This window comes from Clostridium senegalense, from assembly GCF_018916625.1.
GTDB classification, from domain to species: Bacteria; Bacillota; Clostridia; order Clostridiales; family Clostridiaceae; genus Clostridium_J; species Clostridium_J senegalense.
Genome location: NZ_JAHLNC010000004.1, coordinates 138,907 through 158,175, shown reverse-complemented (window position 1 = coordinate 158,175; position 19,269 = coordinate 138,907). Strand labels below are relative to the sequence as shown.

The following is a 19,269-nucleotide window of genomic DNA, read 5'->3' as shown; positions in this document are numbered from 1 at the left end:
TTATAAATTTCTTCAATTCTTACCTTTTAACTATTAACTAACTTAATTTCTACTTATTTTCATCAAGTGATAAAAATATTTGTTTAAATAGGAGCTTTGCTCATATGAATATATAGGTAAAATTGTTAATTAATTAACTTTGTAATTTAGTTTTATATGAAAATATAAAATTAATAAAAATCAGCTTAGGAAAAGACTTAATATTAAAATGTTATAATATTTCATTTTGAAAGGATAAAAATATGATTACTATAGAAGAAGCATTGAAAATAATTAAAGAAGAAACAAAGATTATAGGCTTAGAAAGAGTAGATATTATATCATCACTTAATAGGGTTTTAGCAGAAGATATTTACTCAAAAGATATTTTACCACCTTTTGATAAATCTGCTATGGACGGCTATGCTATAAAGTTTGAAGATACTACAGTATGTGAAAGTGGAATCAATGCAGAGCTTGATATAGTAGGATTAATAAGAGCTGGAGAGTATTACGAAGATGAATTAAAACAAGGTCAAGCTATAAAAATTATGACAGGAGCACCGGTACCTAAGGGCGCTAATGCAGTAATACAAATTGAAAAAGTAGAATGTAAAGAAAACAAATTAATAATATCTGATGTTGTTAAAAAAGATACTAATATTATAAAAATGGGTGAAGAAATAAATGTTGGGGATTTAGCAATACCAAAAGGGAAAGTTATAAGACCTACTGAAATAGGTTTTTTAGCATCTCTAGGCTATAGTAAAGTTTTAACTTATAAAATTCCTAAAATAGCAATAATATCAACTGGTGATGAATTACTAAACATAGATGAAGCTCTTGAAAAAGGTAAGATAAGAAATTCTAATGAATATTCACTTATGGCTTTATGTAAAAATTTAAATTTAGATTTTATATCTTTAGGTATAGCGTCGGATAAAAAAGAGATTTTAAAAGGAAAAATCACAGAAGGCTTAGAAAGTGCAGATATAGTAATTACATCTGGTGGTGTTTCAGCTGGAGATTTTGATTTTGTTGAAGATGTCTTAGAAGAAATAGGCGCAAAAATTAATTTTACATCAGTAGCAATAAAGCCAGGAAAACCAGTAACTTTTGCAACAGTTAAAAATAAATTCTTTTTTGGCTTACCAGGAAACCCGTTATCTCTTATAACAACTTTTGAAGAGTTTGTAAAACCAGCTATTAAAAATATAAGTGGATTTAATAAAATTGAAGATGATATTATTTCTATATTGGCAGCAAGTAAATTTAAAGCAAAAAACAATAGAAGAAAATATATATATGTAAATATAACTGAAAAAGATGGAATATATTATGCTAATGATTTAGGAAATCAATGTTCAAATCATCTTATGACTATGAGTAAAGCTAATGGAATAATAATTATGAATGAAGATGTAAGAGAAATAAATATAGGAGATAAGGTTTATGGAAAATTTATCTTTAAATAAGAAAGTATATCCTAAAATTATTTCTATAGTTGCAACAAAATCAGGAACTGGTAAAACAACTTTAATTGAAAAATTAATCCCAATTTTAAAAGAGAAAAATTGGAAGGTTGGAGTTTTAAAACATGATGCACATAAGTTCGAAATGGATAAAGAAGGTAAGGATACTTATAGATTTGCACAGGCCGGAGCAGACAATGTTATAATTTCATCTTCTACTAAATTAGCAATGATACAGACTTTAAAAGAAGAGAGAACTATTGAGGACATATTACCTCTTTTTAAAGATGTTGATTTAATTATAATAGAAGGATTTAAAAATAATAGATATCCTAAAATTGAAGTGCACAGAAATGTTGTAGATAACAACTTTTTATATAATAATTTAAACTTTAAAAAAGATACTTTTATAGCAGTAGCTAGTGATGAAGAGTTAGATACTGATATAAAAGTTTTAGATATTAATAATCCCATGGAAGTAGTTAAGTTTATTGAAGATAAAATACTAAATGAAAAATAAATTTTATATAGCGGGGTAATTATGAATAAAACTTTAGATTATACTGTTTTAAAAATAGATAATGGAGAAAAAACTTCTTGTGAAGAGCTATTAGTTTGTGAATATCCAATGACTATTTTTTTAAACAATAAAAAAATAGCAACACTTTTATGTAGTCCGGAAAATCTAGAAGAGTTAGCTATAGGCTTTTTAAGAACAGAAAACCTTATAGATAGTATAAAAGATATTACATCTTTAAAATTAGATATGAATAAAGGAACTGCATATATAGAAACAAATTTAAAAGAAATAAATACTAAAAGTTTTCAAAGCAAAAAAATAAGGTTTCAAAATAATAATGTTTTAGTTGAAGAAAATATAGAAAAATTTTTAGATTCACTTTGCTGTAATCCAGTAGAAAGTGAACTTACTATAGAAATAGATAAAATTTTTGAGTTTATGAAGGAAAACCTAAATTATTCTGAAACATTTAAAAATACTGGTGGAGTACATAGTATAGCTCTAAGTGACAGAGAAAAAATATTAGTTATATGTGAGGATGTAGCTAGACATAATGCTATGGATAAGACTATAGGTTATGCACTAAAAAATGAAATATCATTAAAGGATAAGATAATGATACTTAGTGGTAGGGTTTCATTGGAAATGATATTAAAAGCAGCTAGGATGGAAATTCCAATTATCATATCAAAATCAGCACCAACTACATTATCAGTAAGCCTTGCAAATAAACTTAATATAACTTTAGTTGGTTTTGTTAGAAAAAATAAAATGAATATATATTCTAATGGTCAAAGGGTAATAGAAAGTAATTTAATAGTGAAATAGAAATAAATATACTTGAAAGGTGATAAAATTTATGAAAACTGCACTTAATTCTTTTGTTGTAGCTAATCCAAATAAATGCATAGGATGCAAGGTTTGTGAAGTAGCATGTTTTGTAGCACATAGCAAAAAAAATAATGTTAGTGGTGTTGTTGGAACAATTAAAACTCCAGTTACACCAAGACTACATAGTATAAAAGTAGGAAAGATAACAATGCCAATTCAATGTAGGCATTGTGAAGATGCACCATGTGCAAATAGTTGTCCAACATCAGCTATAAAGCAAGAAGATGGAATAATAATTATAGATGAAAAAGCTTGCATAGGTTGTAAAAGCTGTGTTTTAGCATGTCCATTTGGTGCTATAGAATTAATGCCAGAATATAAAAATGGTGAAGAAGTTTTACAAAGTAACTTAAAACAATATATAGAAAATGAATTAGAAAGCAAAAGTAAAATTATAGCTTATAAGTGTGATTTATGTAAAGAAAATGGAGAGGCAGCCTGTGTGAAAGCTTGTCCTAAAGATGCGCTAACACTTATAACTCCAAAAGAAACAAAAAAAGCTCGTAACTTAAAGGCAGTGGAAAGCCTATCAAAAATTATAAATAATCAAAAATAAAATTTATTTATATGTAAAACCAATTCATATAATTATTCTTATTTATAAGAGTGGAGGATCGATTGATGAATATAAGCTTAATTAACATAGATAAAGAGCTTTGTACAGGATGTAGACGTTGCGCTGAAATATGTCCTGTAAATGCTATAGAAGGAATTTCTGGAGAACCACAAAGCATAAACAGAGATAAATGTGTTTTATGTGGACAATGTATACAGACTTGTAGTGTATATGCGTCTGAGTTTCAAGAAGAAATAGCAAGTAAAGAAGAAAAGCTAAAAGAAAGAAAAATGCTTGATACAGTTACTGAACCTATTTTTGCAGCATATAGCTTAGGACAAGTTATTGAGGTAAAAGAAAAATTAAAAGATAAAAATCTTTATAAAATTGTTCAATGTGCTCCAGCAGTTAGAGTAGCATTAGCAGAAGAATTTGGAATGGAGTTTGGAGCATTAACTCCAGGTAAATTAGCTAAGGCACTTAAAGTATTAAATTTTGATAGAGTATATGATACTAATTTTGCTGCAGATTTAACTATAATGGAGGAAGGTAGTGAGCTAATAGAAAGAGTTACAACAGGAAAGAATCTTCCGATGTTCACATCTTGTTGTCCAGCATGGGTAAAATTTGCAGAAGATACATATCCAGAACTTTTAAATCATTTATCAAGTTGTAAATCTCCACAACAAATGGCAGGAGTTTTATTTAAAACGTATGGTGCAAAAATTGATAAAGTAGAACCAAGTAAAATATATAGTGTAGCTGTAATGCCTTGTACATGTAAGCAGTTCGAATGCGATAGAGAAGAAATGAACAGTAGTGGATATAGAGATGTAGATTGCGTTATAACTACTAGAGAATTAGCTCATTTAATAAAAGAGAGTGGTATTGATTTTGCTAATTTGGAAGAAGATACATTTGATACTCCATTAGGAACTTATAGTGGAGCTGGAAACATATTTGGAGCTACTGGTGGAGTTATGGAAGCTGCTATAAGAACTGGCTATGAACTTATAAGCAAAAAAAGCATTCCAAAGCTAGAGCTTAATTTTATAAGAGGATCAGAAGGAATAAGAACAGCTACAGTTGATGTTGATGGATTAGAATTAAAAGTAGCTGTAGTTTCAGGTCTTAAACATGTTTCTAAAGTTATGGAAGATGTTAAGCTAGGAAAATGTGATTATCATTTTGTAGAAGTAATGACTTGTCCAGATGGATGCGTAAGTGGCGGTGGACAACCTAAACTACTTTTAGAAGAATATAGACAAGTTGCATATAAAAAGAGAAAAGAATCACTATATAATCATGATTCAGCATTGAAAATAAGAAAATCTCATGAGAATCCTGATATTAAAAAGATATATGATGAATTTTTAGAAAAGCCGTTAGGCCATAAATCACATGAACTTTTACACACTAAATATGGTATGAGAAGGGAGAAGAAATAATGAATACTTTTGTAGTAGCAGATCCTAATAAATGTATAGGATGTAGAACTTGTGAGGTTGCTTGCGTAGTTGCACATTCACAAGATAACATATTTACTCAAGAAAGCAATGATGTAGATTTTAACCCTCGTTTAACTGTTATAAAAACTGCAAATGTAAGTGCACCAATTCAATGCAGACACTGTGAAGATGCACCATGTGCAAATGTATGTCCTAATGGATCAATAACAAATAAAGATGGTGTTATATTTATAGATAAAAGTACTTGTATAGGTTGTAAGACTTGCGTTATAGCATGTCCATTTGGAGCTATAGATATAGTTGAAGAATATGATAAAGGGGAAAAAGTCTTACAAAATGGATTAAAAGTTAGTGACGATAAGAATGTAGAATTTAAAGAGAAAATGATAGCTAACAAGTGTGACCTTTGCATAGGAAGAGAAGACGGTCCTGCTTGTGTTGAAATATGCCCAACAAAAGCATTAAGAATTATAGAATCAAAAGAAATAGAAAAATCTGTTGAAGCTAAAAGAAGTCAAGTTGCTCTTGAACTTATGAATGTAGTTAAATAAGAAAACATATTGAAAAAGATGTACACTGCTATTTTTAATTATTAAAATTAGCAGTGTCATAAATTTTAGTGTTAAATTTTCGTAAGAATAATTTATATGGAAACAAGCTCGTATTTAAGTCTAATTTACAAGGAGGAGAAATATGTTTAAAGTTGCCATTATAACATGTAGTGATAAAGGATATGAAAATAAAAGAATTGATGATAGTGGAAAAGTTATAAAAGAGATAGTAGAAAGTGTAGGATACACTGTAGAAAAATACATAGTACTTCCAGATGATAAAAATATGATTTCAAATGAAATTATAGAATGTAGTGATAACCTTAATGCGGATTTAATACTTACAACCGGTGGTACAGGATTTAGTGAAAGAGATGTTACACCAGAAGCAACATTAGAGGTTGTAGACAAGCTTGTACCTGGAATATCAGAGGCTATTAGAGCATATAGCATGACTATTACTAAAAGAGCAATGTTATCTAGAGCAGTTAGTGGAATAAGACATAAAACTTTAATTATAAATCTTCCAGGAAGCCCTAAAGCAGTTAGAGAATCATTAGAGTATATAATAAAATCATTACATCATGGATTAGAAATTCTTACTGGCAAGGCAAGTGAATGTGCTAGATAATTGTTAAACGGTGAAATATATGAATTCAAAATTAAAAAATAAAGATAATAATTATATAAATATAGCAAATACAGCTATAATACTGGCTGGTGGAAAAAGCTCTAGAATGGGGTTTGACAAACAGTTTTTAGAAATAAATAATAATAGATTAATAGATTCATTAGTTAAAAAGTTAAAAGATGAATTTGAAGAAATTATAGTTGTTACTAATAAGGCAGAACAATATGTTGAAAAAGATTATAAAATTATTAGTGATGAAATAAAAAATTGTGGGCCTTTAGGTGGTATACATGTAGGGCTTAAAAATAGTAGTAGCAAATATACATATTTTATTGCCTGTGATATGCCTAACATAAATTTAGATTATATAAAATTTATGAAAAGTAAAATAGAAAAGTTAGAATTAGATGCATGTATAACTAAAAGTAAGAATGGAAAAATCGAGCCTTTTAATGGATTTTATTCTAAGAAAGTTATAGATGTTATAGAAAAACAAGTTTTAGAAAAAAAGTTAGCAATATCTTATCTTATTGATAATGTTAATGCAGTTTATATAGATGAAAAAGATGCAAAATATTATAATGATAGTTTAAATATGTTTATAAACTTAAATACACAAAAAGAATTAGAAACTTATACTGAGAATTTAAAAAAACTCAGGAAAGGAGCGTTTGATGATTGATTCATTTGGCCGTAATATAAATTATTTAAGAATATCTGTAACGGATTTATGTAATTTAAGATGTAAGTATTGTATACCGGAGCAAGGAATAAACAAAATAGATAATAAAGAAATATTAACACTAGAAGAAATAGAAGAAATAACAAAGATATTTGTTGAATTAGGAGTAACGAAAGTAAGAATAACTGGAGGGGAACCTCTAGTAAGAAAAAATGTTCTAAAGTTGATAAAAAACATAGGAAGTATTGAGAAGATAAAAGATTTTTCTATAACGACAAATGGAACATTATTAGAAGATTACATAGAAGAATTAAAGGCTTTTGGCGTAAATAGATTAAATATAAGTTTAGATACTTTTAATGAGGATAGATATAAGTATATAACAAGAGGTGGAGAGCTACAAAAAGTTTTAAATGGTATAGAGAAAGCAAAACAAATGGGGATTTCTCCTATAAAATTCAATGTGGTTTTAGTAAAAGGCTTTAATGATGATGAAATTAAAGACTTTGTAAATTTAACTATTGATGAAGATGTTCATGTTAGGTTTATTGAGCTTATGCCAATAGGTCAGTGTAAAAATTGGTCTTTAGGTAAATTTATATCTAATGAAACAATATTAAGCAAAGTTAAGGGGTTAGAGGAAGTTGAAAGTGAAGATATATCATCACCAGCGAAGTACTACAAATTACCTAATGCTAAAGGTAAAGTAGGTCTTATAAGTTCTATATCATGTAATTTTTGTAAAGATTGTAATAGAATTAGACTTACCTGTGATGGTAAATTAAAGCTTTGTCTTCATTCTGATGAGGAAATTGATTTAAAGAACCCTTTAAGAAATGGTGAAGATGTAAAACAAATAATTATTAATGCTATAAATAAAAAACCACAAAGACATAACTTAGAAGATGGTGAGTACATAAATAGAAATATGGTAGCTATAGGAGGATAAAAAATGGAATTTACGCATTTTAATGAAAATGGAAGAGCTCATATGGTAAACGTAGGTGGAAAAGATGACACAAAAAGAATAGCTACAGCTGTGGGCTCTATAAAAATGAATAAAGAAACAATAAACATAATAAAAAATGGATTAATAAAAAAAGGTGATGTTTTATCTGTTGCTCAAATAGGTGGAATAATGGGCGCTAAAAAAACATCAGATTTAATCCCTATGTGTCATAATATATTTTTAACTGGTGCAGATATAAAATTTAATGTATTAGATACAGAAATAGAAATAGAAGCTACAGTATCTACTTATGGGAAAACAGGAGTTGAAATGGAAGCGCTAACAGCAGTATCTGTTACAGCACTTACTATATACGATATGTGTAAAGCAGTAGATAAAGATATGATTATAGGTGAGATAAAACTTATAAAAAAAACTGGTGGTAAGAGCGGAGATTACGAAAGAAAATAATATATACATAATATATATATTTAGGAGGCATATTATGAAAAATAATGTTACTGGAAAGGTAATATCAATAAATATAAGTGATAAAAAAGGTATAATAAAGCAGCCTATAGAGGTTGGAGTTTTTGAAGAAGATTTCGGGCTAAAAGATGATGCTCATGGTGGAAAGTGGCATAGACAAGTAAGTTTATTAGCTCAAGAAAGTATAGATAAAATGACTAATTTAGGAGTGGAAGGATTAGTTCCAGGAAAGTTTGCAGAAAACATAACAACAGAGGGAATGGTACTTTATACACTTCCAGTAGGAACTTTGCTTAAAATTGGAGAAACTATTCAAGAAGTTACTCAAATAGGAAAAGAGTGTCATAGTGGATGTGCTATTAAACAAGCAGTGGGAAAATGTATAATGCCTAAAGAAGGTATTTTCACTAAAGTAATAAAAGGTGGAAAAGTAAAAGCTGGAGACACTATAGAAGTAATAGAATAAAACTCTAGATTTGAATCATGTATAGGTTTAGCAAGAGAGAAGTTTAATAAATTTCTTTCTTGTTTTATTATATTTTAAAATATTTAAAATTATTATTAGTTTATCATAGGAATTATTATTGTATAATTGTAAAGAAACATGATATATTGATGTTTAAAATTAAATATATGATTTGGATAAGACATTATATCTTTCAAAAGTTAGGGAGGAGTTGAGAAATGGAGAAGAAATTTAAAGTTAAATTCTCCAAATAATATGAATAAAGAAGAAATTTTAAAAGCTAATGCGATTTTAGATGCAAGAGAAGAAAGAGTTAATCTTATTGAAACTCTTATAGAAAACTATAAAGATACTATTGTAGTAGCAAGAGTTAATTATCCAGGGAATAATAAAGAAAATTATATAAGTGATTATATTATAGAAAAAGGGCGAGAGGAACTTATAAAGGTTTTTAATGACAGAATAGAACATATTATAGAAAAAAGTTCAGCTGAAGGTCCTTACATAGTATTAATATTAAAAGTAGATGGAAATACAGCGAAGAGAAGAACCATTGAAATAGAAAATACTCATTTATTAGGTAGATTTTTAGATTTGGATGTATATGAAGGTAGTATTTCATCTATTAGTAGACAAAGTTTAGGTTTTGATAAAAGAACATGTTATTTATGTGGAAACTATGCACATGAATGCATTAGAAGTAAGAATCACACAGTAGAAGAAGTAGAAGAATTTATAATAAAAGCAGTGAAAAGATATATGGAGAAGTAAAATGAATAAGAATTATGAGATAAAAGAAATATCCTTTAAGTTAGGCGCGTTAGCAAATGAGGCTATGTTAAGTGAAGCTAGTTGTTATCCATCGCCAGGATTAGTTTCACCAATTTCAACAGGTTCTCACAATGATATGGATTATTACACATTTATACAAAGTTGTTCTGCGTTACATAAATATATGATTTTATTTGCTAATGAAGGTTTTAGCGAAAAAAGTCCAAAAGAAATTTTTAAAGCAATAAGAAAAGTAGGAATAGATGCTGAAAGAGCAATGTTTGAAAGTACTGATGGAATCAATACTCATAAAGGTATGATATTTTTATTAGGTGTATCTATAAGTGCTACGGCAAAAGCATTACATGATAATCTTCCCTTTTCTGATATAAAAAATATAATTAAAGATATGACAGAAGGCATAGTAGAAAGAGAACTTAAGAATATAGATAAAAATAAAAAACTTACATATGGAGAACAATTGTATGTGGATTATGGAATAGAAGGCATAAGAGGGCAAGTGGAAAAAGGTCTACCATTAGTTTTTGATTATGCATTAGATATTTTAAAAAAAGAAAAAAATTTAATTTTAAATGATAGACTAGTACATGTACTTATTGCTATAATGATATATTTAGATGACTGTAATATAATACATAGACATTCTATAGAAATGTTAGGGATTTCACATAAAAAGGCAGAAGAAATTATAAAGTTAGGTGGAATGAAAACAAAAGAAGGAAAAGAAAAAATAAAAGAATTAGAGGAAGAATTTTTAAAAAATAGAGTTAGTCCTGGAGGATGTGCAGATCTTTTAGCTGTAACTTTATTCTTTTATTTAGTTGAAAAAAAGATGTACAAAAATAATTCAATTTAATTTAATATATTAAATTATTTAGGTTATAGGCTAAAAATGTAGAATTTTTAATAATTATATTTTTAGTCTATAACTAATTTATATAGAAAGAGGTAAGTTTATGACCACAGTTGATGTTTTAAGTGATATTAACTTAGTCAATAGTGTGCTTGATGGTAATGCAAAAGATTTTGAGATTATTGTTGAGAAGTATGGAAATATTGTTTTTCAATTTATATATAGTATGTTAAAGGAGCAGCATCTTTCTGAGGATATAACTCAAGAGGTGTTTATAACAGTTTATAATAAATTATACTTATATGATAGTAAATACAAGTTTTCTACATGGGTACTTAAAATCGCTAAAAATAAAACTATAGACTATATTAGAAAAAACAAATTAATAAAGGAACAAAGTATAGATTCTGTAAAGGAGTTAGAGTCTGTAAATATATCACCGGAAGAATTTATAGAATATAAAGAAACAAGAGAGATATTACTAGATTATATAAATAATTTAAAAGATATGGACAGACAAATTATTTATTTAAAATACAAATATAAAAAGACTTTTAGTGAAATTGGAAAAGAAATAGACATGCCAGAATCTACAGTAAAAAAAAGATTTTATAAAGCAAGAGAAAATTTTAAAAAATATAAAAGTGGAAAAGGAGTTGAGAGATATGAATTGTAATTTAGATAAAGAAAAAATTTCATTGTATATAAGTGGTTTATTAGATGAAAAAGAAGAAATAATAGTAAAAAACCATATCTCAACTTGTGAAAAGTGCAAAAAAATATATAAGGAAGAACTGTTACTAGAGAAAGAACTTGAAAATACATTTTCTTTAGATGAAATAAATTTAGAAAGAATAAAAAACAATGTAATGGAATCTATAGATAAAAATAAATATACTAAAAAAAAGAAAGCAATCTTAAATAAAAATAAGATGTTGGTTTTATCAGCAGCTTGTTTATTAATTGTATTTATTGCATTTAAAAATATTAGTATTAATAATTTTCAAGATAAAGATTTAAAAACAAAATCAGTTGAGCCAAGCAATTATTTAATTGAAAATAAAAATAAATTTTTTAAGAATATAAAGGTAAAAACATATGACGATGATATAAGATGGTTTTATAATAAAGAAAAAACTAAAGAGTTTGCATTGATTGAAGAATTTCAAGAAAGATACGTTTTATTAATTAGGGACTATAATTCAAATGATATAAATAAATTGGATTTATTAAAAAATGAGGATAGTAAAGTTATGATTAATGCTCAGTGGTATAATAATGAGGATTTATTAGTAACAACTGGTATAGATAAAAATAATATTATTTTAGGTAAAAAGGTTATTAAATTAAATACCGATAATTTTAATGAAGAAGTTATTTATGAAGCAGATAATGCACTTAAAGAGATAGAAGAGGTAAAAGTTAAAGAAAATCACATAGAGATTACTATAAAAGAGTATTTAGATGAAAAAATGAAAAATTATTTAGAAAAAGTTGAAACTATAAAATTTTAAATTGGGGATTGAGAAATTAGGGCGGTGATTTATATGGAAAAAAGCAAAAGATATTATACCAAAGCTATAAAAAATTATGATATGGGGAATCTGTCAAAGGCCATTGATTACTGTAACAAAAGTTTAAAGGAAGATAGAGGAAATTCTGCTTCTTTGAATTTAAAAGGACTTATATATTATTTAAAGGGCGACTTGGAAAGTGGAAGAAATCAATGGAAAATAAATTTTAAAGTAAATAGTGATGAAATATCAAGGAAATATTTAAATGATAGCAGGAATGATAGAGATAGACTTGAAAAATTTAGAGAAGGACAACGACTTTTGAAAGAAATTAAGGTGAAAGAAGCATTAAGCATATTTGAAAGTCTAAAAAATTCACATTTTAATTTTATTAATTTATACAATAATATAGCTCTTTGCTATGTAAGGTTAGGTGAATATGATACTGCTTATTATCATGTTAAACAGGTATTAAATTTTGATAATAGCAATAAATTTTCTTATGAAATAATTAAATCATTACAAGATATAGGTGCTATAAAACACAAAGATAGATTAAAGCAGAAAAAGACAATAACTATATTGGCTATAGTAGGAATATTTTTACTTATTACAAGTGGAACATATTACTTTGCATTTAGGAGTAATAGTAATGTGGCATTAATAAATGAAGTGGATAGTAAAAATCAAAAGAAAAAAATTGAAGAAAATGTTAAAAGTAAAAAAAATGATATGGAAAATAAGAAAGATGAAAAAATAGATGAGAAAGTAGTAGAAGACAACAGTAAAGAAAAAGTGGAAGAGAAGAAAGTGTTTCCATTTAATGAGTTTAATGCAGCATTATCTAATAAAGATTATGAAACAATTATAAAAGATTTAAATGAATTTAAGGTAGATGAACTTAATGTTAATGATAAGACATTATACATAAAGGGAATGGAACTAATTAATTCAGAAGCAGTTGAAAGTTACTATAAAAAAGCATTAGAATATATGAGCAAAAAAGATTATAAAAGTAGTATCAATACATTAAATAAAGTGTATAAATATAGTGATGGAATATATTTAAATGAACATATAATTTATATGATGGCTGTAAGTTATGAAAGTCAAAGTGACATAGCCAATGCATTAAAGTGGTATGAAGAATATAATAACAAATATAAAGATGGAAGTTATATAGAAGGAGTAATTTATAAACTAGCTATTTTAAATAAAGATATAGATTTAAATAAGGCTAAGCAATATGCTAGTGATGTGTCTGATAATTATTCGGAATCACAATATAATAATTCTAAAATAAAAGAAATAATCAACAAATAACAAAAAAAGTTATATTTTAGGTTAAGTTAAAATATTAAGTTGGTTACAAATTATTATATGGATATATTTTATTTGTTTTATGCTTAAGTTTTACAATATAATGTTGGAGGTATTTTTATGATAGAATTAAAGGAAGAGAATTTTAGTTCAGAAATAATGAATAGTGAAAAACCAATAGTAGTTGATTTTTGGGCAACTTGGTGTGGACCATGTCAAAGATTAGCTCCAGTTATAGAACAACTTTCACATGAGATGCCAGATGCTGTATTTGCAAAGGTAAATGTAGAGGATAATTCTTCATTGGCAAGACAATTTAAAGTTATGAGCATACCAACTATAAAAATAATAAAAAATGGTGAAGTAGTAGATACATCTATAGGATATAAAGATAAAGAAGATTTAAAAGCAATAATAGAAAAGCATATATAAAGCATAATTAAATAAGTAATAGACCAAATATCCTTTTGGATTTTGGTCTATTACTTATTTTTATATGACTAAAGCAAAGAACCCAACTTAAAATTGGGTTTTTTATATTTTAATAGTAATATACTAATTACATTTCATTATAGTCAAGTTCATTAGTGGTCGTAAAAACTTCTGTTGATTTACCATTAAATTTTATAAGGGTTTCTTCATATAAATCAGAATTAACGAATGAAATAGATCCAAAACTAGTTAAAAAGGATAAAATTAAAAATTTTAAAACTAAATTTTTCATTATATAATCACCTCTTTAATATAAGAGTAGTTTTACCTTAATATAAAAAATAATACATAAAACTTTAAATATTATTATTTTCATCTATAAAGCATCAGATTTATACTGGAAATAGGAATTTTTAAATTTGTCATAATAACTTTGAAAGCTATTTAAATAATCTTTTGAAGTTGAATAAAGAGAATCAAAAAATTCCTTAGAATATTCTTTGTTATCTGAGTACATTTTTTCCATAGATAATGCATATTTAAAACTTGCTAGATAATTATCATATTCATTAAAAGATGAAATTAATTTCTCATAAGAAATAGTTCCTTTGTTAGGTATAGATAGATTTTTTAACTGTGAATTAAAACTTTCTAGGGATTTAATTTTATCATCAACTTTAGATATAGCTAGTTCATAAGTTATTTTATTATTTCTAGCATCTTTAGTAAGAGAATTTAAATCTTCCATAGATTTTTCGAAAGAAGATAAAATTGTATCTAAAGATGAAATAAACAGTGCAGCTTGATCATTTTTTATATCTTTTTCTTTATCTTTAACAGTATTTTCAAAACAGTAATTTATAGTACTTTCTATTGCATAAAAAGTATCTTTCAGTACATTATTATTACCTAATTCGGAATATATATTATTAGCAGTATTATGATATGTTTTTAGATTTTTTGAAGATACTTCAATATCATTAGCTTTAGAATTTTTTAACATTGAATACATTTGATCATAAATAAGTATATTATTATCTAGTGCATTTATTAAAGATTTTTGTTTTTCGTTAGAAGATGATAAATTATTTCTTAATTTAGATAAGTTAGTTTTTATATTTGATATATTTTTTAGGGCTATATCACAGTCTAACTCACCATTTTTGCAAAAGGAAGTACACTTATTGTTTATAGCTTGTACATCTTCAAGAATATCAGATATGGAATGTGAAGAAGAAGATGTTGGTAGTGACTTTTCTTTAAATATATTAAAGCTTAGACAAAATAAAGATATTGAACCAACTATGACTAATAAATAAATAAGAAGTTTATTTTTCTTGTCTGATATAATTATGTTCATTTAAAAATCCTCCTGTTATTATAAATAAAATTAAATTTAAAATTTATTTAAGAAAATTGTATTAAAAATTGAGAATTAGGTGCATTTTAAATATAAAGCACTTAAAATTTATTTTATTGCTAATAAACATATATTAATTTGTAACGTAAAATATTCATTAGATAATAATAAAATTTCAGTAGTAATAAAATTTACAATTAATTAATAAAATCATTATAAACAATATTAAATTATAGAAATTTAAAGGGAAAATCTTATTACTAAATTGTTAATAAATTTTGAAAAAAATTATAGGGGGATATAATAAGAATTTATAAAAAATAAATTGGATAATGTATTATAAATAAAGGTATTAGTGTATAATTATATGTATATATAAATATTTTTTTGTCAAATAAATATTTAGTTTTTGATTATGTAATACAAGATTATTTCATATAATTTTAATAAAAGAAAAAGGTAAAATAGAGAGGTGAGGCAGCAAATGGAGGGTTTTAATTTATTTATGAATAGCCTAAAAGGATTTAGTATATCTTCGGCTATTGATGTTCTAGTTGTATCCATAATTTTTTATAAAGGATATATTCTTATAAAAGAAACTAGAGCAGAACAACTTTTAAAAGGTGTGTTACTAATATTTTTATTAATACCTATTAGTGAATTCTTCAATTTAACTATGTTAAGTTGGATATTGAGTAACACTATAACAATAGGAGTTATTACTATTGTTATTATATTCCAACCAGAAGTAAGAAAGGCATTAGAACATTTAGGAAGAACGTCTTTTGTGGATAAAATAATATATGAAGACGAAGAAGTTATGAATAATGTTGTAAATGAAATAGTTGATGCTGTTGAAGCCCTTGCAAAGGATAAAACCGGAGCACTTATTTTAATTGAACAAAAAACAGGTCTTGGAGACATAATAAAAACAGGAACAAAAATAGACGCTGTTGTATCCTCTGCGTTACTGCAAAATATATTTGTGGTAAATACACCATTACATGATGGTGCAACAGTAATAAAAAATGACAGAATAGAAGCAGCAGGATGTTTTTTGCCACTTACTAGTAATGATAAACTTAACAAGCAATTAGGAACTAGACATAGAGCTGGTATAGGTGTTACAGAATTAACAGATTGTTTAACTATAATAGTATCAGAGGAAACAGGTGTTATTTCTTTAGCGGTTAATGGAAGGCTACTTAGACATTATGATGGAGAAAAGTTAAAAACTATTCTCGTTAAAATTATGAAAAGTAGGAATAAGAATAAGGAAACATTTAAAGAGAGGGTTAAAAGATGGATAAAGCGAAAAGACAAGACGTTTTAATTAGAGTTTGTTGTGTAATTGCCTCCTTTGTACTATGGTTATATATAAGAAATATACAAAATCCATTAACTAATCATGTAATAAGATATGTACCAGTAGAAATAACTAATATAGAAGTGCTTGAGGAAAATAAATTAGTAGTTTTGCCAAATCAAGAATTTAATATAAGTCTAACTGTGAAGGGTGCGGCTACATCTGTATATCAAATAAATAAAACAAAAGATTTTAAAATAGTTGCAGATTTGAGTAAGTATGCTTTGAAAGCTGGAGAAAATACAATTCCAGTTGAAATAAAAGAAGCTCCAAACAATATAAGTATTGTAAACAGTGAAAATCTTTGGATTAAGATTCAAATAGATAATTTACAAGAAAAAGAATTACCGATAACACCTAATATATTAGGTGATTTGCCAGCAGGTATACACGCTGGAGAAGCTACAGTAGAACCTAAAACTGTTAATGTTTATGGTGCAAAACAATTTGTTGATAAAGTTACAGGTGTTGTTGCTAATATAGATGCAGCATCTATAGAAAGTGATGTTAATAAGTCAGCAGAGTTATATGCTGTAGATGCAAATGGAAATGTGGTAAAAGAAGTTACACTTTCAGAGACTAATGCAAATGTAAAAATACCCATAAGTAAAGGTAAGATAGTGCCAGTAGAAGCAAAGGTTACTGGTGCTGTAAATAATGGGTCATTGCAAAGTGTAGAAGTAGAACCTAAAAATGTTGAAATATCTGGAGATGGTAATCAACTTGCAGATGTAGGGGTGATTTATACATCTCCAATAGATTTAAGTCAAATATCTGAAAGTACAACATTACAAGTAAAATTACAGATTCCTGATAATTTAAAACTATCAACAGATACAGTAAATGTTAAAATCAATGTTGTAGTAAATAAAACATTACAAAAGACTGTTAATGTACCTATAAATTATACAAATCCACCAGAAAAATCTACAATAACATTAGGACAAGATACAGTGCAAATAGTTTTATCTGGAAGTGAAGCAGATATAAATAGTTTAGATGCAAGTAAAATAAGTGCAAATATAGATTTGTCTGGACTTGCAGAAGGAGAACACACTTTGCCTATAAATATAGTAGGTATACCTGATAATCTAAGAAAGGTATCTCAAAGTTTAGAGAGTGTAAAAGTAACTATAAAGAAGAATTCGGAGGAAGACAAAGAAAATGTGGATAAAGGTGAATAATTTATCTTTAAGTATAGAAGAAGATATAAATACGTTAAAAACAAAAGCAGCTAAAAAACTAAAATTAAGTGAAAAAGATATAAAGAATTTTAGAATATGTAAAGAATCTATTGATGCTAGAAAAAAAGACAATATAAAATTTAATTATGCAGTAGAGATTACTTGTGACAATTTAGAAAAAGTAGCAAAAAAGGCTAATGATAAGGATGTAACAATAGAAAATGTTAAATATAATGCTGAAATAGAATTTGGGTCAGAAAAATTAAATACTAGACCAATTATTGTAGGTATGGGGCCAGCAGGACTTTTTGCTGGTCTTATTATGGCTCAAAAAGGATACAAGCCAATTATAATAGAACGTGGAGAAGACGTTGATGCTAGAACATTAGCTGTTAATAATTTTTGGGAAAACGGAAAGATTAATGTTCAGTCGAATGTTCAATTTGGAGAAGGTGGAGCAGGAACTTTCTCTGATGGAAAACTAACTACTAGAACAAAAGATTATAGGGGTGCATATGTTTTAGAGGAACTTGTTAAAGCTGGAGCTCCAGAGGAAATCTTATATATGGCTAAACCTCATATAGGAACAGATATTTTAAAAAATGTAGTAAAAACAATACGTAAAGAGATAATAAAATTAGGTGGAGAAGTTAGATTTAAATCTAAACTTGAGGATATTATTATTAAAGATAATAATATTAAAGAAATAATTGTAAATGGTGAAAAGATACCGTGTGAAGTATTAATTTTAGCAATAGGACATAGTGCAAGAGATACATATGAAATGTTATTTAAAAGAGGAATTTTTATGATGTCTAAGCCTTTTGCGATAGGGTTTAGAGTTGAGCATCCTCAAGATTTAATAAATGAAAATCAATATGGAAAATATAAAAATCATCCAAGATTAAAAGCTGCAGAGTATAAATTAACAAATACAGCTAAATCAACAGGTAGGGGAGTATATAGTTTTTGTATGTGTCCAGGTGGTCATGTAGTTGCAGCAGCATCAGAAGAAAATACAGTTGTAGTAAATGGTATGAGCAACTATAAAAGAGATAATGTGAATGCTAATTCAGCTATAGTTGTTTCTGTTGGACCAGATGATTTTGGAAGTGATTCTCCTATTGCTGGAATAGAATTTCAAAGAAAATATGAAAGATTAGCTTATGAAGTAGGTGGTAAAAACTATAATGCCCCTGTACAGCTAGTTGAAGACTTTTTAAATGATAGAAAATCCACTAAATTAAAAGGAGTAACTCCAACGTATGCGCCAGGAGTAGAATTTAGCGAACTTAAAAACTGTATACCCAAATATGTTGTAGATTCAATAAAAGAATCTATGCCAGTATTTAATAGAAGAATACGTGGATTTGCAGAAGGTGGAGCTATATTCACTGGAGTAGAAACTAGAACTTCATCACCAGTTAGAATAAGTAGAAATGAAGAAGATGTTAGTATATCAACAAAAGGTTTATACCCTGCAGGAGAAGGTGCAGGATATGCAGGTGGAATTATATCTGCAGCAATAGATGGGTTAAAAGTTGCAGAAAATGTAATTAAAAAATATAATATACCTAATTATTAGATTATTTTTATTGATATTTATGTAACTAATTTGTTAAAATATTATTAGGGGAAAATTAAACAAGGCAAAAAAGTGTATTATAATCCAACTAGATACGTATTCTAGTTGGATTTAGATATATAAAATTGCATTAAAATTTAAATATATAAATATAAAAGTTTAATATATGATAAAAAAATGCAATTAAGATTCAGAAATTTTTATATAA

Annotated in this window: 22 protein-coding genes; 20 read left to right on the top strand and 2 right to left on the bottom strand. The window is 26.7% G+C overall.

Features of this window, described 5'->3' with window-relative positions:
- Positions 1-242 precede the first annotated feature (242 nt).
- From KQI36_RS09460 to trxA, 17 genes are all read left to right on the top strand, one after another.
- Positions 243-1,454: a molybdopterin molybdotransferase MoeA gene (locus tag KQI36_RS09460; protein ID WP_216450697.1), complete on the top strand. Its 1,212-nt coding sequence runs from the start codon at positions 243-245 to the stop codon at positions 1,452-1,454.
- Complete coding sequence (gene mobB, locus KQI36_RS09455; RefSeq protein ID WP_216450696.1) at positions 1,432-1,971, top strand: molybdopterin-guanine dinucleotide biosynthesis protein B; 540 nt, start codon at positions 1,432-1,434, stop codon at positions 1,969-1,971. Before KQI36_RS09460 ends, mobB begins: the two co-directional genes overlap by 23 nt.
- A 21-nt stretch (positions 1,972-1,992) precedes the next feature.
- Entirely contained in the window at positions 1,993-2,799 is an 807-nt protein-coding gene (gene fdhD / locus KQI36_RS09450; protein ID WP_216450695.1) for a formate dehydrogenase accessory sulfurtransferase FdhD, read from the top strand.
- Positions 2,800-2,830: 31 nt separating this feature from the next.
- On the top strand, positions 2,831-3,418 hold the full coding sequence (locus tag KQI36_RS09445; RefSeq protein WP_216450694.1) for a 4Fe-4S dicluster domain-containing protein: 588 nt from the start codon (positions 2,831-2,833) through the stop codon (positions 3,416-3,418).
- 65 nt (positions 3,419-3,483) lie between these two features.
- Positions 3,484-4,866 (top strand): [FeFe] hydrogenase, group A, encoded by a 1,383-nt coding sequence (locus tag KQI36_RS09440; protein WP_216450693.1) that lies wholly within the window; start codon positions 3,484-3,486, stop codon positions 4,864-4,866.
- Positions 4,866-5,438: a 4Fe-4S dicluster domain-containing protein gene (locus KQI36_RS09435; protein ID WP_216450692.1), complete on the top strand. Its 573-nt coding sequence runs from the start codon at positions 4,866-4,868 to the stop codon at positions 5,436-5,438. The genes KQI36_RS09440 and KQI36_RS09435 overlap by 1 nt, the downstream gene beginning before the upstream one ends.
- Positions 5,439-5,580: 142 nt before the next feature.
- Complete coding sequence (locus KQI36_RS09430) at positions 5,581-6,069, top strand: MogA/MoaB family molybdenum cofactor biosynthesis protein (protein ID WP_216450691.1); 489 nt, start codon at positions 5,581-5,583, stop codon at positions 6,067-6,069.
- A 19-nt stretch (positions 6,070-6,088) separates the two neighbouring features.
- On the top strand, positions 6,089-6,751 hold the full coding sequence (gene mobA / locus KQI36_RS09425) for a molybdenum cofactor guanylyltransferase (protein ID WP_216450690.1): 663 nt from the start codon (positions 6,089-6,091) through the stop codon (positions 6,749-6,751).
- Positions 6,744-7,700, top strand: coding sequence for a GTP 3',8-cyclase MoaA (gene moaA / locus KQI36_RS09420; protein ID WP_216450689.1), 957 nt, complete (start codon positions 6,744-6,746; stop codon positions 7,698-7,700). The genes mobA and moaA overlap by 8 nt, the downstream gene beginning before the upstream one ends.
- Positions 7,701-7,703: 3 nt before the next feature.
- The gene (moaC, locus tag KQI36_RS09415; protein WP_216450688.1) at positions 7,704-8,171 is read left to right on the top strand and encodes a cyclic pyranopterin monophosphate synthase MoaC; all 468 of its coding nucleotides are present in this window, start codon (positions 7,704-7,706) and stop codon (positions 8,169-8,171) included.
- Between the two features lie 34 nt (positions 8,172-8,205).
- Positions 8,206-8,655, top strand: coding sequence for an MOSC domain-containing protein (locus KQI36_RS09410; RefSeq protein WP_216450687.1), 450 nt, complete (start codon positions 8,206-8,208; stop codon positions 8,653-8,655).
- Positions 8,656-8,910: 255 nt separating this feature from the next.
- Complete coding sequence (gene citX / locus KQI36_RS09405; RefSeq protein ID WP_216450686.1) at positions 8,911-9,426, top strand: citrate lyase holo-[acyl-carrier protein] synthase; 516 nt, start codon at positions 8,911-8,913, stop codon at positions 9,424-9,426.
- Between the two features lies 1 nt (position 9,427).
- The gene (gene citG / locus KQI36_RS09400) at positions 9,428-10,303 is read left to right on the top strand and encodes a triphosphoribosyl-dephospho-CoA synthase CitG (protein WP_216450685.1); all 876 of its coding nucleotides are present in this window, start codon (positions 9,428-9,430) and stop codon (positions 10,301-10,303) included.
- A 100-nt stretch (positions 10,304-10,403) separates the two neighbouring features.
- Positions 10,404-10,976 carry an RNA polymerase sigma factor gene (locus KQI36_RS09395; protein ID WP_216450684.1) on the top strand — a complete coding sequence of 191 codons (573 nt, stop codon included), beginning with the start codon at positions 10,404-10,406 and terminating at the stop codon, positions 10,974-10,976.
- A complete protein-coding gene (locus KQI36_RS09390; protein WP_216450683.1) occupies positions 10,966-11,814 on the top strand; it encodes an anti-sigma factor in 849 nt (282 codons plus the stop codon). Before KQI36_RS09395 ends, KQI36_RS09390 begins: the two co-directional genes overlap by 11 nt.
- A gap of 33 nt (positions 11,815-11,847) precedes the next feature.
- A complete protein-coding gene (locus KQI36_RS09385; RefSeq protein WP_216450682.1) occupies positions 11,848-13,137 on the top strand; it encodes a tol-pal system YbgF family protein in 1,290 nt (429 codons plus the stop codon).
- A gap of 117 nt (positions 13,138-13,254) precedes the next feature.
- A complete protein-coding gene (trxA, locus tag KQI36_RS09380) occupies positions 13,255-13,566 on the top strand; it encodes a thioredoxin (RefSeq protein ID WP_216450681.1) in 312 nt (103 codons plus the stop codon).
- Between the two features lie 127 nt (positions 13,567-13,693).
- Here the strand turns inward: trxA and KQI36_RS09375 are convergent, their stop codons facing one another.
- Positions 13,694-13,858: a hypothetical protein gene (locus KQI36_RS09375; RefSeq protein WP_216450680.1), complete on the bottom strand. Its 165-nt coding sequence runs from the start codon at positions 13,856-13,858 to the stop codon at positions 13,694-13,696.
- A gap of 84 nt (positions 13,859-13,942) precedes the next feature.
- Positions 13,943-14,926 carry a hypothetical protein gene (locus KQI36_RS09370; protein ID WP_216450679.1) on the bottom strand — a complete coding sequence of 328 codons (984 nt, stop codon included), beginning with the start codon at positions 14,924-14,926 and terminating at the stop codon, positions 13,943-13,945.
- A gap of 484 nt (positions 14,927-15,410) precedes the next feature.
- On the opposite strand from KQI36_RS09370, the gene cdaA reads away from it, so the two are divergent.
- The 3 genes from cdaA to KQI36_RS09355 are packed head-to-tail and all read left to right on the top strand — an operon-like array spanning position 15,411 to position 19,061.
- Positions 15,411-16,259 carry a diadenylate cyclase CdaA gene (gene cdaA, locus KQI36_RS09365; protein ID WP_010295070.1) on the top strand — a complete coding sequence of 283 codons (849 nt, stop codon included), beginning with the start codon at positions 15,411-15,413 and terminating at the stop codon, positions 16,257-16,259.
- A complete protein-coding gene (locus tag KQI36_RS09360) occupies positions 16,229-17,476 on the top strand; it encodes a CdaR family protein (protein ID WP_216450678.1) in 1,248 nt (415 codons plus the stop codon). Before cdaA ends, KQI36_RS09360 begins: the two co-directional genes overlap by 31 nt.
- On the top strand, positions 17,457-19,061 hold the full coding sequence (locus tag KQI36_RS09355) for an NAD(P)/FAD-dependent oxidoreductase (protein ID WP_216450677.1): 1,605 nt from the start codon (positions 17,457-17,459) through the stop codon (positions 19,059-19,061). Before KQI36_RS09360 ends, KQI36_RS09355 begins: the two co-directional genes overlap by 20 nt.
- The last annotated feature ends 208 nt before the right edge of the window (positions 19,062-19,269 follow it).

Coding starts and splice junctions, on each gene's coding strand:
- KQI36_RS09460 (WP_216450697.1), top strand. CDS start 243: ATGATTACTATAGAAGAAGCATTGAAAATAATTAAAGAAGAAACAAAG.
- mobB (WP_216450696.1), top strand. CDS start 1,432: ATGGAAAATTTATCTTTAAATAAGAAAGTATATCCTAAAATTATTTCT.
- fdhD (WP_216450695.1), top strand. CDS start 1,993: ATGAATAAAACTTTAGATTATACTGTTTTAAAAATAGATAATGGAGAA.
- KQI36_RS09445 (WP_216450694.1), top strand. CDS start 2,831: ATGAAAACTGCACTTAATTCTTTTGTTGTAGCTAATCCAAATAAATGC.
- KQI36_RS09440 (WP_216450693.1), top strand. CDS start 3,484: ATGAATATAAGCTTAATTAACATAGATAAAGAGCTTTGTACAGGATGT.
- KQI36_RS09435 (WP_216450692.1), top strand. CDS start 4,866: ATGAATACTTTTGTAGTAGCAGATCCTAATAAATGTATAGGATGTAGA.
- KQI36_RS09430 (WP_216450691.1), top strand. CDS start 5,581: ATGTTTAAAGTTGCCATTATAACATGTAGTGATAAAGGATATGAAAAT.
- mobA (WP_216450690.1), top strand. CDS start 6,089: ATGAATTCAAAATTAAAAAATAAAGATAATAATTATATAAATATAGCA.
- moaA (WP_216450689.1), top strand. CDS start 6,744: ATGATTGATTCATTTGGCCGTAATATAAATTATTTAAGAATATCTGTA.
- moaC (WP_216450688.1), top strand. CDS start 7,704: ATGGAATTTACGCATTTTAATGAAAATGGAAGAGCTCATATGGTAAAC.
- KQI36_RS09410 (WP_216450687.1), top strand. CDS start 8,206: ATGAAAAATAATGTTACTGGAAAGGTAATATCAATAAATATAAGTGAT.
- citX (WP_216450686.1), top strand. CDS start 8,911: ATGAATAAAGAAGAAATTTTAAAAGCTAATGCGATTTTAGATGCAAGA.
- citG (WP_216450685.1), top strand. CDS start 9,428: ATGAATAAGAATTATGAGATAAAAGAAATATCCTTTAAGTTAGGCGCG.
- KQI36_RS09395 (WP_216450684.1), top strand. CDS start 10,404: ATGACCACAGTTGATGTTTTAAGTGATATTAACTTAGTCAATAGTGTG.
- KQI36_RS09390 (WP_216450683.1), top strand. CDS start 10,966: ATGAATTGTAATTTAGATAAAGAAAAAATTTCATTGTATATAAGTGGT.
- KQI36_RS09385 (WP_216450682.1), top strand. CDS start 11,848: ATGGAAAAAAGCAAAAGATATTATACCAAAGCTATAAAAAATTATGAT.
- trxA (WP_216450681.1), top strand. CDS start 13,255: ATGATAGAATTAAAGGAAGAGAATTTTAGTTCAGAAATAATGAATAGT.
- KQI36_RS09375 (WP_216450680.1), bottom strand. CDS start 13,858: ATGAAAAATTTAGTTTTAAAATTTTTAATTTTATCCTTTTTAACTAGT.
- KQI36_RS09370 (WP_216450679.1), bottom strand. CDS start 14,926: ATGAACATAATTATATCAGACAAGAAAAATAAACTTCTTATTTATTTA.
- cdaA (WP_010295070.1), top strand. CDS start 15,411: ATGGAGGGTTTTAATTTATTTATGAATAGCCTAAAAGGATTTAGTATA.
- KQI36_RS09360 (WP_216450678.1), top strand. CDS start 16,229: ATGGATAAAGCGAAAAGACAAGACGTTTTAATTAGAGTTTGTTGTGTA.
- KQI36_RS09355 (WP_216450677.1), top strand. CDS start 17,457: ATGTGGATAAAGGTGAATAATTTATCTTTAAGTATAGAAGAAGATATA.